Source organism: Amycolatopsis sp. NPDC003676 (assembly GCF_053587275.1).
On sequence record NZ_JBSFNS010000014.1, the window covers coordinates 61,269 to 76,021 of the forward strand.

The window sequence follows — 14,753 nt, forward strand, 5'->3', positions numbered from 1 at the left end:
ATTTGTTTCACCCTGAGCGCAATCTTGCTTTCCGGGCTCGCGGCCGCCCAGTCTTGAAGGCAGCCGAGCACACCGAATGGGAGTACCTGATGACCCTCGCCGACGCAGTGGACACGCGCCTCGCCGTGCACAAGATCGGCGCCGACATCGGCGCCCGCATCGACGGAATCCGGCTCGGCGGCGATCTGCCCGCCGACACCGTCGCGCAGATCCGTGCCGCTTTGCTCGCGAACAAAGTGATCTTTTTCCGCGAGCAGCACCATCTCGACGACGAAGGGCAGCAGGCGTTCGCCCGGCTGCTCGGCGGGCTCACGCAGCCGCATCCGACCGTCCGCAGCACCGGGCTGGGGAACATCCTGCCGATCGACGCGCAGCACGGAAAAGCCAACAGCTGGCATTCCGACGTCACGTTCGTCGACCGGATCCCGGCGATCAGCCTGCTGCGCGCGGTCACTCTCCCCGCCTACGGCGGCAGCACGACGTGGGCGAACACCGCGAACGCGTACGCCAAGCTGCCCGCGTCGCTGCGGGCGCTGGCGGAACGGCTGTGGGCGGTGCACACCAACGCCCACGACTACGCCGGCCGCGCGGACGAATACCGCGTCGGCGGGGTCGACGTGAAGGAACAGTCCTATCGCGACGAATTCCGGTCCGAGATCTACGAAACCGAACACCCGGTCGTCCGCGTGCACCCGGAAACGGGCGAGCGGGTCCTGCTGCTGGGGCACTTCGTGAAGCGCCTGGTCGGCTTGTCCAGCACCGAATCGGCGGCGATCTTCGAACTCCTCCAAGCCCGCGTGACCCGGCTGGAGAACACCGTGCGCTGGCACTGGGCGCCGGGCGATGTCGCGATCTGGGACAACCGCGCGAGCCAGCATTACGGGGTCGCGGATTACGACGATCTTCCGCGCCGCCTGCACCGGGTCACCGTGTCCGGCGACGTGCCGGTCAGTGTCGACGGGGTCCGCAGTACCGCGCGGGTCGGCGACGCGACGGCGTATTCACCGGTGGCCTGAACAGACGTCCGGCCGTGCTGTGGTTCAGCACGGCCGGAAGCGTTCGTTTTTCAGCCCAGTCGCGGGAAAAGCGAGCGGGCGTTGCCGAAGTCGATCGCGCGGGATTGCTCCGGAGCCAACCCGCTTTCCTCGTCCAGGATCTCAGTGAACCTCGTGCCCACTTGCGGTGGCGCGTAAGGAAAGTCGCTCCCGTAGAGAATCCGCCCAGGATCGGCGAACCGGGCAAGCGCCCCGAACGCGTACTCCCCCGACGACAACGCCGTGTCCCAGCAGAAGCTCCGGAACCGCGCCAGGAAGTCCTCGGCCGTAGGCCCGGCAGGCTCCAGCGCGGCCTGGATCTGGCAGAACCGCAACGCCGCGAACGGCACGAAACCGCCCGCGTGCGAAAGGATGATCCGCACGTTCGGGTAGCGCTCGGTGATCCCGTGGAACACCATGTGCACCGCGTTGCGGGTGGTGTCGAAGGGATAGTCCACCAGCGGCCCCGGAATCCCGGGCAGCAGCGGGACGAGCGGATGCGCGGGATGGATGAAGACCACCGCGCGCTGCCGGTCCAGTGCTTCCCACAGCGGCGTGTAACGGTCGTCGCCCAGGTAGACGCCGTCGTAGTTGGACAGCAGCACCACGCCGTCGGCCTGGAGCGCTCCATACGCGTGGTCGACCTCCGCGACCGCGCCGTCCGCATCGGGCAGCGGGACCGTGGCGAACAACCCGAACCGGTCGGGGCGTTCCCGCACCAGGTCGGCGGTGTATTCGTTGACGCGGCGGGCCGTCTCGCGACGCGCCGCGCCCGCCCAGCCCGTCACGCTCGGGGCGGTGAGCGACAGTAGGCTCGTGGCGATGCCGTTGGCGTCCATGAATTTCAGGTGGTCGTCCGGCGTCCACGGCGGCAGCGTCCAGCCTGACGGGTCGCCGCCGTGCTGTGCGAGGGCCTCGCCCCAGAACGGAGGGACCAGGTGGGTGTGGACGTCGATGCGTGCGCGGTCGGTCATGCCTCCACCGTGCGCCGCGAGCGCCGGGTCCGGGAGGGGAAGGATCCGATCCCCCTCCCCCGGAGCCGCTGATGGCGCGCGACCCCCGGCTTACCCAGCTCGGAGCGTTCCTGCACGCCCGCCGCGACGAGGCCTCGCCGCCCGCCTCAGCCGATCCGAAGCGGCGGCAGGTGCCGGGCCTCCGGCGTGCCGAGGTCGCGGCGCTGGCCTTCGTCAGCGACGAGTACTACACGAGGATCGAACAGGGCCGGGTCCTGCCGAGCACCGACGTGATCCGCCGCGTCGCCGCCGCGCTCGGGCTCGACGCCGACCAGACCCGGTACGCCCTGGACCTCGTCGCCGCCCCCGACGCCCCGCCGGCGAATCCCGAGCCGAGCGATCCGCTGCGCCGCCTCGTCGACCGGATGGGCGAGGTGCCCGCGCTCCTCGTCGGACCGGCGACGACGGTCCTGGCCTGGAACGCCGCCGCGGTCCGGCTGCTGACCGATTTCGGCGCGGTCCCGCCGGAGCGCCGCCGGTACGTGCAGATGCTGTACTCCGATCCGGTGCTCCAGTGCCGGTTCGCGGACCTGGAAGCGATGCGGCGCACCGTGATCGGCATCGTGCGCGCGAGCACCTCGGCGGGGCCGCCGACCGGAGAGTGGCTCGACGAGTTGCTCCGCACGGATCCCGGTTTCAAGACCCTCTGGGAACGCAACGACGTCGTACTGCCGCACACCCGCCTCCGGGTGCGACTCCGCCTGCCGGACGGCGTCGAAGAGACGCTGGACCAGATCGTGCTGCAGGTGGTCGACGATCCTCATCAGCGGCTGATCGCGTTCGTCCCGGCTGAGTAGGGAGCGGTCAGCGACCACAGGGCCGTCTCCTCGACCGGCACCGCGTCGGCACCGTCGTCGCCCCAGCGCGCGCCCTCGTCGCAATCCGCCCAGAGCAGCCTGGTCCGCCAATGCAGTGCGGCTTCGTACGTGACACCCATCGCGCCGTGCAGCTGGTGCGCGGTTTGGGCGATGCGCGGCACCACAGTCGCGGCGACCTCGCGGGCGGTGGCCAGCGCGAAGGCAAGTGCGCGGCTGTCGCCGGAAAGGCGGAGCCTGACCTCGTGCGTAACCGTTTCCAGTTGCCGGACATCGACTTTCAGCTGTCCCAGCGTCGTCCGCACCGCGGGGATGGCGGCGAGCGGCTTGCCGAACTGGACGCGTTCGGTCACGTACCGCCGGGCTTCGGCGACCGCGCCCTGGGCCGCGCCGAGCATCTCCTGGAGCCGGAGGACTTCGGACAATGCGGTGCGCCGCAACGGGACTTCCGCCGGTGGCACCAGGGAATACGGCCGGTCCGCGAGGTCTCGTCCGGCTTCTTCGAACGCGCCGGCGTCCGCGATCGGCGCCCAGATGCCCTGTGCGGCCGAGTGCACGGCGATGGCGTCCACTGTGGACAGCGGCGTCCCGGCACGGGCGACCAGCGTCTGGCGGAGCGGGAGCGCGATCCCGCCGCGCCCGAGGGCGGTGACCGCACCGCAGGCCGCGTCGATGAGGTCCTGCTCCGGTGCGTCGGCGCGGAGGTCGTCCAGAATGGTCGTCCAGCCGAGCTCCGCAGCGATCCGCCACTGCTCGCGCAGGTCGCCGGGTCGTTCCCAGCCCGCGATCACCTCGCTGACCGAGGCGTCCAGGTCGGCTTCCAGGGTGGGTGTGGCCATCAGTTGTCCCTAGCGATCATCGACAGCATGACTGGGGCGGCGCCGCCCCGGATGCCTGAGGCGGGTGAAGCGGCGAGCGCCTGGTCGTAAAGCGCGCGGACGGTGGGAGTGGCTCTAGGCATGAGCGGCCGCGCCCAGTCGATGACGCTCAGCTCGAACTGGTGGCCGAGGTATTTGCTCGTCGCGGCGGGCACGACCGGGGAGCCGCCCGCGTCGAGCACCTGCGCGGTCTCCAGCACCCAGGCTCGCAAGATCTGCAACCGCGCGGCCAGCGCGCGCAGTCCCCGCCGGGCAGTGTCGTCGACGAGTCCCGCGTCGAGCACGGCGGACAGCAGTGGATAGGTCGAGAGGAACCGTTCCGGGCCGCCCCGTTCGAAGGCGAGCTGCCCGACGACCTGCCGCCAGCCCTCGCCGACGCGGCCGATCGCCCACCGGCCCGGAACAGCCACCTCGTCCAGGACCACCTCGTTGAAGTGGTGCTCGCCGCGCAGGTCCAGGATCGGCGTGACGGTGATCCCTGGGGAATCCAGCGCGACAACGAACTCCGTGAGCCCGTCGTGGCGGTCGGCTTCCCGGGAGGTGCGGGCGAGGACGTACAGGTGGCTCGCCCGGTGCGCACCGCTGGTCCAGATCTTGCGTCCGGTGATGCGCCAGCCGTCGCCGTCCCGGACGGCGGACGTGCGCAGCGACGCCAGGTCCGAACCGGCGTCCGGCTCGCTCATCCCCAGCGCGAAGGTGCACTCCGCGCGCGCCAGCGGCGGGCAGAATTCCTCTTGCAGCTCGGGGCTGCCGTGCCGGAGCAGGGTCGGTCCGATCTGCCGTTCGCCGACCCAGTGCGCGGCCAGCGGGGCGCCGGCGCGCAGCAGTTCTTCGGTGACGACGAGCCGGTCGACAGCCGTACCGCCACCGCCGCCGAGGCGCTCGGGCCAGGAAACGGCCAGCAGCCCGGCTTTGCCGAGTTCGCGGCTGAAGTCCAGGTCGTAGGAGCCCGCCCAGGAATCGCAACGCGGGGTGAACGGGTGCGCGGCGAGGAAATCCCGCACCCGGCGGCGAAGGTCTTCGGTCATCTGGCTCACTCTCCGAGGTACTGCGCCGAACGCTTGCCGACGAACGCCGCGAGCGCTTCGGCGGAGTCGGCGGTCGACTGGACGACGGCTTGGTGCGAGGCGATCAGGTCCAGCGAGGTCCGCAGGTCCGCGTGTTCTCCCGCCCGCACCGCGCGCTTGATCAGCTCGACGGCGACGGGCGGCCGGGACGCCAGTGTCGCGGCGAATTCCCTGGCCCGCGCCGGAAGCTCGTCGTGCGGGCAGGTCTCGTCCGCCAGCCCCCAGGCCAGCGCCTGGTCCGCGTCGACGAACTCGCCGGTCCACAGCAGCCGCAGCGCCCGAGACCGGCCGACGATCCGCGGCAGGTAATGGCAGCCGCCGTCGCCGGGGACGAGGCCGACCCGCACGTACCCTTCCGAAAACCGCGCGCGCTCGGAGGCGATCCGGTAATCGCACATCAGGGCCATGTCCATGCCCGCGCCGACCGCGGCCCCGTTGACGGCGGCGATCAGCGGTTTGGCGAGGTCTTCCGCGGCCATGGCCACCGGGTGCACGTGCTCGGTCATCAGCCGCCTGCTGCCCAGCGGGGTGCGTGGCTGGCCGAGGTCACCGAGGTCGGCTCCCGCACAGAAGGCGTCGCCGGTTCCGGTGACGACTACGGCGCGAACCTGGTCGTCGGCTTGGAAAGCGCGGTACGACTCGGCCCAAACACGCAGCATTTCGCCGGTGAAGGCGTTCTTCTGCCGCGGCCGGTCCAGGACGATCCAGCCGACATGGTCTTCGACGCGGACGTCGAGACCAGGTGTGGACGTCATCGCGACTCCTTCCTGATGGTGAAACGGGTTTCCGCCCAAGCAGGGCTTCGGCGTTCGAGAAAGGACGCGATCCCTTCTTTGGCCTCGGCACCGTCGCCGAGCCGCGCGGCGAGCGCGGCCAGCTCGCTCGCGTGGGTGCCGAAGAACTGCCGAGCGGCTGTCGTGGTCAGGTGCTTGGCGGCGGCGAGTGCCCCGGGTGCGGCGGCGCGCAGCCCGGCGAGTACCGGGTCGAGCGCCTCGTCGACGTCGTCCGCGGCCAGCGTGATCAAGCCGATGCGGGCGGCCTCGGCGGCGTCGAAGCGTTCTCCGGTCAGGTAATAGCGAGAAGCGGCCCGCGGATCCAAGCGCGGGAGCACGGTGGTCGACAGGACGGCCGGGGCGAGCCCGATGCGCACTTCGGTGAACGCGAAACTCGCGGCCGGGCTCGCCGCGACGATGTCGCACGCGCCGAGCAGCCCGAGCCCGCCCGCCCTGGTGTGCCCGGTCACGCGAGCAACCACCGGTTTCGGCATCTCGACCACCGTGCGCAGCAGACCGGTCAGCTGCTCGGTGCTGAGCCCGGTGCCGGCGCGGGCTTCGGCCAGGTCGATGCCTGAGCAGAACGTCTCGCCGGTGTGAGTGAGCAACACCGCGCGGACCGCCGGATCCTCGGCGGCGCGGCTCAGCTGCGCAGTGAGTTCGCCGACCAGCCGGACCGACAGGGCGTTGCGGTTGTGCGGCGAGTCGAGGACAAGGGTGGCGATTCCATCTTCGTCGGTACGCTTCATGCGGCACTGACACTTTCCCGGGACAGCGCAGGCAGCCGCCGCTGGTCTCGTTCCGGATTGATCAGCACCGTGCCCACGACCGCTCCCGCCAGCAACAGCGCGCCGCACACCCCGAACCCCGCCGCATAACCGTTTCGCGCGGTGAGGAAACCGCCCATCACCAGCGGCGCGAACACCCCGGCCGAGGTGGCGATGGCGGTCGTCGCGGCGGTCACGGCGAGACGGCGTTCGGGCGGAACCAGCTCTCCGATCAGCAGCCACACCATCGGATAAAACGCGCTCGGCAGACCGAACGCGACCGCGATCAGCACGATCGCCGTGGCCTTTTCCGTGTGCGGAAAGAGAATCATGGCGACTCCTGAGACGGCGAGCAGCGCCATCCCGGGCAGGCAGTACGCGCGGCGACTGCCCGCTCCCCGGCGGCGGAACCGCGTGGAAACCGCGCCCATCACCAGGATCACGACGGTCGCGAACAAGGACGGCAGCGCGGAGAGCGTGCCCGCCTGCTGAGGCCCGATCCCGAGCCCGGACGACAGGTAGCGGGGCAGGAAACCCAACGCGGTGGTAGTCGCCCAGAACGCGACGAAACCCGCGAGGACCGCGCCGAGCACCGTTCCCGACCGGAAAAACACGCGGTACGGCACCGGTTCGCGGCTCACGCCGGAGGACACAGTGGACTTGGCGTAAGGACCGTCGTTCGCGAATAACAGCCACGCGCCAGCCCACACCACCGACAGCGCGAACAGGACGCCGAACGCGGTCCGGTAGCCGAAGTCCGCGATGATCCAGCTGAGCAGCGGCGCGCTCGCCACGACGCCGAGGGTTGGTCCAATGTGGACCAAAGCGTTGGGCAGCGCCCGGTCGCGGGTGGCGAACCAGCCGTAGACGGTGTGCGTCGCCGCGGGCACCGCGGGCCCTTCCGCCGCGCCGAGCGCGATCCGCGAAGCGAGCAAGGCGCCGAAGCCGAGCCCGGCCGCCATGGGCAGCGCGGTCAGTCCCCAGACGAGGGCGAGCACGGCCATGACCCGGGTTGTGCGGCGCTTGGCGGCGGCGAACCCGACGACGATGCCGGAAACGCTGAACAGGAAATAGAAACTGGACTGGACGAGGGCGTAATGCTCCTCGCCGAGGCCGAGGTCTTTCATGATCGGCTCGGCGGCGAGCCCGACCACGGTCTTGTCCGCGTAGTTGATCAGCAGGAACAGCAGCACGAGCGCGGTGACGGTCCACGCCCTCCCGGGGCGCGGGGCGAGAGGTTCGGACGGTGCCATGGGTTCTCCTCGGGACGACGGCGTTGTCGCTGGGACAGAACAGGTTCAGTCGAGCCGGGCCGGGTCGAAACCCGCTTCGGCCAGCACTTCGGCGGTGTCCGCGCCGACGGGCGGGAACTGTCGGTAGATCCCCGGCGGGGTGCGGGAGTAGCGCACCGGCGGGGCCACGAGACGGCAGGCGCCCTCGGTCGGATGCTGAACCGTCCGGACGAGACCGCCTTGCCGGGCGTACTCGCTCTCGGCCGCCTCCTGGAGGCTGTACACGGGATGCGCGGGAATGCTGACGCGGTCGCAGAACTCCTGCCACTGCGCGGAAGTGAACTGCGGGGTGAGTTCGCGGACCTGGCTATACAGCTCGTCGGCGTGCGCGACGCGGGCAGGCATGTCCGCGAAGCGCGGGTCGGCAGAAAGCTCGGGACGGCCCGCGCGGGCGAAAAAGTCGCGCCAGTTGCGGTCGTTATAGGGCAGGATGCACATCCACCCGTCGGCCGTGCGGCACGCCCGCCGCTGCTTGCTCAGGACGCGCGGGTAGCCGTATCCGGGCTCCTCCGCCGGTTCCAGCGAGGCTCCGGCGAGGTGCTCGACGAGGTTGAACGCGATCATGGTGTCGGCCATCGGCACCTCGACGTGCTGGCCCTCGCCGGTGCGGTCGCGATGGCGCAGCGCGGCCAGCACGGACTGGACGATGAACAGGCCGCACACCTTGTCCGCCAGCACGGTCGGCACGTAATAGGCCTCGCCGGTGACCTGTTCGTTCAGCCAGACCAGCCCGGAGGCGGCCTGGAGGATGTCGTCGTAGGCGGCGTTGTCGCCGAGCGCGGAATCGCTCCGGAAACCCTGCGCGTTCACGTAGACGAGCCCGGGGCGGTCGGCTGCCAGGTCGTCGTAGGCCAGCCCGAGCCTGCGCAGCGCGCCCGGCCGGACATTGGTGACGAACGCGTCGGCAGTGTCCAGAAGCGCGAGCAACGCGTCCCGCCCGGCTCCGGTCTTCAGGTCGAGGCACACGCTGCGCTTGTTGCGGTTGAAGTTCAGCGCCGCGCCCGCCATCCCGTCGTGCCGGCGCGGTTCGAAGTGCCGGGTCGGATCCCCGCCGGGCGCCTCGACCTTGACGACCTCCGCGCCGAGGTCGGCCAGCTGCGCGCCCGCGTACGGGCCCATGATCACCGTCGCCAGCTCGACGATCCGCAATCCGGTCAGCGGCCCGGTGGGCGTCCCGTCCATCCCTCGTACCTCCTGCGTCCTCGGCTGCACTCAGTCAAGTCGAGGTCATTCATCTGCCGCCAATACTTCTTGACCCGTTATCCATATGCTTGGGGATATGGATCTGACGACTCGCCTGCTGGAGCAGTTCGTCGTGCTGGCCGAGGAGGAGCACTTCGGCCGGGCCGCCGAACGCCTTTCGATCAGCCAGCCGCCGCTGAGCCAGGCGATCCAGCGCCTCGAACGCGGCCTCGGCGTGCGGCTGCTGGAGCGCAGCACCCGCGCCGTGCGGCTGACCGCGGCCGGCGCCGCGTTCGCCCGGGACGCCCGGCATCTGCTCGAAGCCCAGCAGGCCGCCGTCGGCCGCGCGCGGCGGATCGCCGACGGCGCCGAGGGCGAACTGCACCTCGGGTTCATCAGCGGCATTTCCTACACGTTCCTGCCGCGCGTGCTCCGGCTGACGCGGGACCGTTTTCCCGGGCTGCGCCTGCACCTGCACCAGAACACCTCGGCCGAACTGGCGTCGATGGTCCGTTCCGGGAGACTCGACCTCGCCTTCGTGCGCGGCCCGCTCGCCGACCCGGACGGCCTGGACCTACGCACGGTGGCGGCCGAACGGCTCGCCGTCGCGCTGCCCGCCGGACATCCGCTGGCCGAGCGCGCCACCCTGCGGCTGACCGACCTCGCGGGCGAAAACTTCTCGCTGCCCTCGCTGACCGCGCTGGCCGGGCTCGCCGAACAGGTCGCCGCCGCGTGCCGCGCAGCCGGTTTCGCCCCGCGCGACGGCGCCCGCGCGGACAGCCTCCCCGGCTTGACCAGCCACGTCGCCGCGGGAAGCTGCGTGTGCCTGGTGCCCGAACAGGTGCCTGCCGGAGCGCTGCCCGGGGTGGTGTTCCGGACGCTGGAAACCACCCGCCGGGACGACGACCTGGCATTGACCGTCGTCGCGGCCGTCCGTGCGGGACAACGGGATCCGGCCGTGGAACGGGTTCTGGCAGTGGCACGGGATTCCGCGCCGGGCTGATTCCGCCCTCGCTCAGAACAACGTCGCGGGCTCGATCGGCTCCGGTTCGGGCAAGGCGTCCAGCTCAGGCGCCAGCGCGCGGACGTCGTCGTGGAACCGGCGGGCGAGCGCCGGTGCTTCGTCGTTGTCGGGCGTGTGCAGGAAAACCGTCGGCGAACGACCTTCGCGCAGCCAGCCCGCGACCACCTCGGCCCACGGCCGCCATCCCTCGACGGTCTCCTCCACCGAGTCCCGGCCCAGGTAGCGGACGACCGGCCGGTCGGTCAACGCCCGCGTCCGGCGCGGCAGCCGCGGCTTCTTGGCCCAGGCGTCCTGTTCGGCCTCGCTGGCCGGCGGGCGCTGGAAGAAGACGGTGGTGTCGAACGGCACCCACTCGGCGTCCGCCGTGGCGAGCGTCCCCTCCAGCGCCGACGTCGCGCTGGCGTCGGCGAAGAACTCCGGGTGCCGCACTTCCACCGCGCGCCGGAGATTGGCGGGAAGACGGCGCAGGAACCGGCCGAGCGCGTCGACGTCCGAAGGGCCGAACGAGCCGGGCACCTGGGTCCACAGCACCGCCCGCTCGCCGAGGGGCTCGATCGCGTCCAGGAACGCCCGCATCTCGGTCTCGACCCCGGCGAACCGCCGCTCGTGCGTGACGGTCTTGGGCACTTTGACGACGAACCGGAAATCCGGGCCGGTCTGCTCCGCCCAGGTCTCGACGGTGGTCCGGGCGGGAGTCGCGTAGAAGGTGGTGTTGCCTTCGACCGCGTTGCACCAGCCGGCGTAGGCCCGCAGGCGTTCCTTGGCGGGCAGCGACTGCGGCAGGAACCGCCCCGGCCACGCCTTGTGCGTCCACATCGCGCAGCCGACATGAAGACGTGCCACTTCTCGTCCGCTCCCCTCGCTCGCAAGGGAAATTACTACCCGCGTGCGGTCACCCGTGGGTCCGGGGCCGGTAGTCGCCGTACTGCTGCCGGCGCGCGGGCCCGCGGCGGCGAAGCAGGTGCGCGGGCACGTAGTGGCTGACCGGCCGCGACCACTGGTCGTCGGCGGTGACGAGCTGGTAGGTGACCCAGCCGAGCAGCCCGCCGTCCTCGCGACGCGCCCATTCGAACAGCAGCCCCGGATGCTCGGTCTCGATCCGCAGCCCGGCCCGGTTCCGCGGCGCGAGGAGGTCGGTGCCGAGCACGAGCAGCTTGCGCACGCCCACCCACACCGGAATCGGCGGATCCACTCTCCGCACGGTCGACGGCCACTCGCTCACCTCAGGTCACTCGCTTCCACGTTCCCGGGCCGCCCCGGTTCCCGGCGACCCGAGACGGGAGTCGAACATGTGTTCGGGTGAGAAGTCAAATGGGACTGGACGACCTGTGACGGGCGTCTTAACGCGCGCGGTTTCTGCCGCCGCGCCGAACCACGAACCCTGACCGCGTTCCTTGCCCCTGTAACCCTGTCGCGTATCGACAGGAGCAGCCAATAAATTGCTGAGAACAGGGAGGATTCCCTTGCGGTACAAGCACATTGCGGCGACCACGGTCGTCGCTGGTTTGCTCAGCCTTGTCGTCACCGGGAACGCCGAGGCCAGCCGGCGGTGCGGTCCCACCTCGGAGGCCGACGGCGCCGGGAGCATGGGAACGTCGTGGACGCTGAAGTCCAAGCACGACGACGACGGGCCCGGCGGGAGCTTCGTCGTCGGCGAGGAGTTCGAGATCCACACCAACGTTCCCGGCCAGGTGTGGTCGATCACGTTCGCCGACAACGGGCAGATCTTCTTCACCGGTGACGACGTCTCGACCGCCACCGGGATCAGGGAGCAGCACCCGACCGCCAACCACCCGGGCACCAACCAGCACATGACCGCGCACGCGGTCAACCACACCACGGGCGAGGTCATCGACGCCGCCGTGGACGTCGCCCCAGTTCCCGCCTGCGGCGGCTGACCGGGGGTCCCTGCCGCCACCGTCCCCTCAGCGGCAACCCGCTCCGGGGACGGTGGCGGCCGCCCTTCGCACGCTCCGGCAGATCGGCGCCGACGAGGCGTTGGCCGTGCTCGTCGAGCCGTCGCAGCGGGAAAACGTCAAGGTCCGCGCCCTCTCGGCCCGATCCCTCGCCTACGCGACCGGCGCCTCTCCCCAGGCCAGCACCGAAGCCGCGCTCGACGTCGCGCCTCCCGAGGCAGGCTCAGCCGGGCGGTGACCAGCGCCGCGTTTCCGCCGGTGCGGAGCGGGTAAACGGCCCGCATGCGGATCGTGATCACAGGCGCCAGCGGCAACGTCGGCACGGCACTGCTGCGCGCCCTCGGCCCCGGCCACGAGATCACCGGCGTCGCCCGCCGGACGCCGGATCGCGCCGCGGAACCGTACTCGCGCGCGGAGTGGCATTCACTCGACATCGGCGCGCCGGGCGCCGCGGAGTCGTTGACGAAGGTTTTCACCGGCGCGGACGCGGTCGTGCATCTCGCCTGGGCCATCTCCCCCGCCTGGAGCGACCCGCCGATGGCGCGCACCAACGAAGGCGGCACCGCGAACGTGCTGAAAGCCGTCGGCGACGCAGGCGTCGAGCGTCTGCTGTGCGCGTCCTCGGCGGCGGCCTACGCACCGGAACCGAACGACGAAAAAGTCACCGAGGAATGGCCGTGCCGCGGGATCGCGGAAAGCGCGTACAGCCGGGGCAAAGCGGATCTGGAAGAGGCGCTGGACCTGTTCTCCTCCGCGCATCCGGACGTCGCCGTCGCGCGGATGCGGCCGTGCGCGATCCTGCAGCGGCGCGCTGCGGGGGAATTCACCCGGTGGCTGCTCCCGCCGGTGCTGCCGCCGAACCTGATCGGCGGCCGGTTCTCGCCGATCCCGCTGTGGCGGGGACTGCGACTGCAGGCCGTGCACACCGACGACGTCGCCGAAGCGTTCCGGCTGGCTCTCGAACAGCGGGCGGTGGGCCCGTTCAATCTCGCCGCCGACGACGTGCTGGACGCGTCGGCGTTCGCGCACGCGGTCGGCGGCACCCGCGTGCCGGTTCCGAAGGCGGCCGCGCGGACCGTCGCTCGCGCGGCGTGGCTCGCCGGGCTTCAGCCGCTGCACCCGGGCTGGCTCGAACTGGCCGACCGCGCCGCGCTGGTCGACACCTCGCGGGCACAGCTCGTGCTCGGCTGGACGCCCCGGTACAGCTCGGCCGAAACCGTCGAGGACCTGGTCGCCGGGATGCGCCGGAAGGAGGGCGCGGCGTCGGCTCCGCTCGCCTCGTCGCGACCCGGTCCGCTCGACCGCGCGCGGGCGCTGGGCCGGGGCCGGCCGACCCGCCAGTCGCAGGCCTGAGCCCGTGCACACCGCCGACGCGATCGTCGTCGGGGCCGGGCACAACGGCCTCGTCGCGGCCAACCTCCTCGCCGACCGGGGCTGGGATGTCGTCGTCCTGGAAGAACAACCCGCCCCGGGCGGGGCCTTGCGCACCGAGGAGATCACCGCCCCCGGCTTCCGCTCGGACCTGTGCGCCGCCTTTTTCCCGCTCGGCGCGGCGTCCCCGGTGCTCCGCGGACTCGGCCTGACCGAGCACGGCCTGCGCTGGCGGCACGCGCCGGACGCGCTCGCGCACGTCTTCCCGGACGACCGCTGCGCCGTCCTCTCCCGCAACCTCGACCGCACCGCGGAATCGATCGCCCGGTTCGCCCCCGCGGACGCGGCATCGTGGCGAGAGCTTTTCGCGCAATGGCAAGGGTTCCGCGACGAGTTCCTGGACGCGTTGTTCACTCCGTTCCCGCCGGTCCGGGCCGGCGCCCGGTTCCTGCGGCGCACCGGAACCGCCGAACTGCTGCGGCTCGCGCGGATGCTCACGGCTCCCGCCCGCCGGTTCGCCCGCGAACGTTTCGCCGGCGAGGGCGCGCGGCTGCTGCTGTCCGGAAACGCCGCGCACAGCGACCTTTCCGTCGACAACGCCGGAAGCGCGGTGTTCGGCTGGCTGCTGGGGATGCTCGCCCAGGACGTCGGATTCCCGGTGCCCGAGGGCGGCGCGAGCGAACTGGCGGCCGCGTTGGCACGCCGGCTCCGCGCCAACGGCGGTTCTGTCCATTGTGGAGTCTCGGTGACCGAGGTGCTCGTGGCGCGCGGCAAGGCGGTCGGCGTGCGCTGCGCGGACGGCGAGCCGATCCGGGCCCGCAAGGCGGTGCTGGCCGACGTCGCCGCGGACACGTTGTACGGCAACCTCGTCGCGCCGGAATGGCTGCCCTCGCGGTTGCTGGCGGATCTCCAGAAGTTCGAATGGGACAGTGCGACGGTGAAGGTCGATTGGGCGCTGTCCGAACCGATCCCGTGGACCGCGAAGGACGCACGCGGCGCGGGCACCGTCCACTTAGGCTGCGACGAGGACGGACTATCCGCTTTCGGCGCGGACCTGGCCCGAGACCGCGTGCCCGAACAGCCGTTTCTCCTGCTGGGCCAGATGACGACCGCGGATCCGAGCCGCTCTCCCGCCGGGACGGAATCCGTCTGGGCCTACACGCACATCCCGCGCGGCAGCGACCGCGACACGGTGCGGCGGCAGGCCGAACGCATCGAGGAGACAGTGGAGCGCAACGCACCCGGGTTCCGGGACCTGATCCTCGCCCGCCGCGTGCAGGGCCCGGCGGAGCTGGCCGGCCACGACGCGAACCTCGTCGGCGGCGCGGTCAACGGCGGCACGACGGCGATCCACCAGCAGCTGTTCTTCCGCCCGGTGCCGGGCCTCGGCCGGTCCGACACGCCCGTCGACCGGCTGTACCTCGCCGGCGCCGCGGCCCATCCCGGCGGCGCGGTCCACGGCGGGCCGGGCGCGAACGCCGCCCGCGCCGCGCTGGCCCGCGACCACGCGCTGGGCCCGGGATACGCCGCGGTGATCCGCGCGGCGAACCGTGCCGTCTACGGCTGATCCGGCTCGGCCCCGGCACGACGGCAATCCCTCGGCCGCCGTGCCCCGGCCCCC

General features: G+C 71.5%; 16 protein-coding genes. 7 read left to right on the forward strand and 9 right to left on the reverse strand.

What is annotated here, in order from left to right; all coding sequences use genetic code 11:
• The first annotated feature begins 89 nt into the window (after positions 1 to 89).
• Complete coding sequence (locus ACWDNU_RS11990) at positions 90 to 1,016, forward strand: TauD/TfdA dioxygenase family protein (RefSeq protein WP_370937730.1); 927 nt, start codon at positions 90 to 92, stop codon at positions 1,014 to 1,016.
• A 50-nt stretch (positions 1,017 to 1,066) separates the two neighbouring features.
• Here the strand turns inward: ACWDNU_RS11990 and ACWDNU_RS11995 are convergent, their stop codons facing one another.
• A complete protein-coding gene (locus ACWDNU_RS11995) occupies positions 1,067 to 2,008 on the reverse strand; it encodes an amidohydrolase family protein (RefSeq protein WP_449668806.1) in 942 nt (313 codons plus the stop codon).
• A gap of 71 nt (positions 2,009 to 2,079) precedes the next feature.
• Here ACWDNU_RS11995 and ACWDNU_RS12000 point away from each other — a divergent pair, with 71 nt between their 5' ends.
• On the forward strand, positions 2,080 to 2,844 hold the full coding sequence (locus tag ACWDNU_RS12000; protein ID WP_449668807.1) for a helix-turn-helix domain-containing protein: 765 nt from the start codon (positions 2,080 to 2,082) through the stop codon (positions 2,842 to 2,844).
• On the opposite strand, the gene ACWDNU_RS12005 is transcribed toward ACWDNU_RS12000, so the two are convergent.
• Genes ACWDNU_RS12005 through ACWDNU_RS12030 form a run of 6 tightly spaced genes read right to left on the reverse strand, consistent with a single transcriptional unit; the run spans position 2,811 to position 8,821 of the window.
• Positions 2,811 to 3,701, reverse strand: a complete 891-nt coding sequence (locus tag ACWDNU_RS12005) for an acyl-CoA dehydrogenase family protein (protein WP_449668808.1) — start codon at positions 3,699 to 3,701, stop codon at positions 2,811 to 2,813. The two genes, ACWDNU_RS12000 and ACWDNU_RS12005, sit on opposite strands and share 34 nt — an antisense overlap.
• Positions 3,701 to 4,768 carry an acyl-CoA dehydrogenase family protein gene (locus ACWDNU_RS12010; RefSeq protein ID WP_449668809.1) on the reverse strand — a complete coding sequence of 356 codons (1,068 nt, stop codon included), beginning with the start codon at positions 4,766 to 4,768 and terminating at the stop codon, positions 3,701 to 3,703. Before ACWDNU_RS12010 ends, ACWDNU_RS12005 begins: the two co-directional genes overlap by 1 nt.
• A gap of 5 nt (positions 4,769 to 4,773) precedes the next feature.
• Positions 4,774 to 5,562, reverse strand: coding sequence for an enoyl-CoA hydratase/isomerase family protein (locus ACWDNU_RS12015; RefSeq protein ID WP_449668810.1), 789 nt, complete (start codon positions 5,560 to 5,562; stop codon positions 4,774 to 4,776).
• Positions 5,559 to 6,329 carry an enoyl-CoA hydratase family protein gene (locus tag ACWDNU_RS12020; RefSeq protein ID WP_449668811.1) on the reverse strand — a complete coding sequence of 257 codons (771 nt, stop codon included), beginning with the start codon at positions 6,327 to 6,329 and terminating at the stop codon, positions 5,559 to 5,561. The genes ACWDNU_RS12015 and ACWDNU_RS12020 overlap by 4 nt, the downstream gene beginning before the upstream one ends.
• Complete coding sequence (locus ACWDNU_RS12025) at positions 6,326 to 7,600, reverse strand: MFS transporter (protein ID WP_449668812.1); 1,275 nt, start codon at positions 7,598 to 7,600, stop codon at positions 6,326 to 6,328. The genes ACWDNU_RS12020 and ACWDNU_RS12025 overlap by 4 nt, the downstream gene beginning before the upstream one ends.
• Before the next feature lie 45 nt (positions 7,601 to 7,645).
• Entirely contained in the window at positions 7,646 to 8,821 is a 1,176-nt protein-coding gene (locus ACWDNU_RS12030) for a CaiB/BaiF CoA transferase family protein (protein WP_449668813.1), read from the reverse strand.
• 97 nt (positions 8,822 to 8,918) lie between these two features.
• Between ACWDNU_RS12030 and ACWDNU_RS12035 the strand changes: the two genes are divergently transcribed.
• On the forward strand, positions 8,919 to 9,824 hold the full coding sequence (locus ACWDNU_RS12035) for a LysR substrate-binding domain-containing protein (protein ID WP_449668814.1): 906 nt from the start codon (positions 8,919 to 8,921) through the stop codon (positions 9,822 to 9,824).
• A 12-nt stretch (positions 9,825 to 9,836) separates the two neighbouring features.
• Here ACWDNU_RS12035 and ACWDNU_RS12040 read toward each other — a convergent pair whose 3' ends face one another.
• Positions 9,837 to 10,661 (reverse strand): DUF72 domain-containing protein, encoded by an 825-nt coding sequence (locus ACWDNU_RS12040; protein ID WP_449668875.1) that lies wholly within the window; start codon positions 10,659 to 10,661, stop codon positions 9,837 to 9,839.
• Positions 10,662 to 10,737: 76 nt separating this feature from the next.
• The gene (locus tag ACWDNU_RS12045) at positions 10,738 to 11,037 is read right to left on the reverse strand and encodes a hypothetical protein (RefSeq protein ID WP_370937740.1); all 300 of its coding nucleotides are present in this window, start codon (positions 11,035 to 11,037) and stop codon (positions 10,738 to 10,740) included.
• Positions 11,038 to 11,308: 271 nt separating this feature from the next.
• On the opposite strand from ACWDNU_RS12045, the gene ACWDNU_RS12050 reads away from it, so the two are divergent.
• The 4 genes from ACWDNU_RS12050 to ACWDNU_RS12065 are packed head-to-tail and all read left to right on the forward strand — an operon-like array spanning position 11,309 to position 14,699.
• Positions 11,309 to 11,743, forward strand: coding sequence for a hypothetical protein (locus ACWDNU_RS12050; RefSeq protein ID WP_449668815.1), 435 nt, complete (start codon positions 11,309 to 11,311; stop codon positions 11,741 to 11,743).
• 52 nt (positions 11,744 to 11,795) lie between these two features.
• Positions 11,796 to 11,999 (forward strand): hypothetical protein, encoded by a 204-nt coding sequence (locus ACWDNU_RS12055; protein ID WP_449668816.1) that lies wholly within the window; start codon positions 11,796 to 11,798, stop codon positions 11,997 to 11,999.
• 44 nt (positions 12,000 to 12,043) lie between these two features.
• Complete coding sequence (locus ACWDNU_RS12060) at positions 12,044 to 13,114, forward strand: NAD-dependent epimerase/dehydratase family protein (RefSeq protein ID WP_449668817.1); 1,071 nt, start codon at positions 12,044 to 12,046, stop codon at positions 13,112 to 13,114.
• 4 nt (positions 13,115 to 13,118) lie between these two features.
• On the forward strand, positions 13,119 to 14,699 hold the full coding sequence (locus ACWDNU_RS12065; protein ID WP_449668818.1) for a phytoene desaturase family protein: 1,581 nt from the start codon (positions 13,119 to 13,121) through the stop codon (positions 14,697 to 14,699).
• Positions 14,700 to 14,753: the final 54 nt, after the last annotated feature.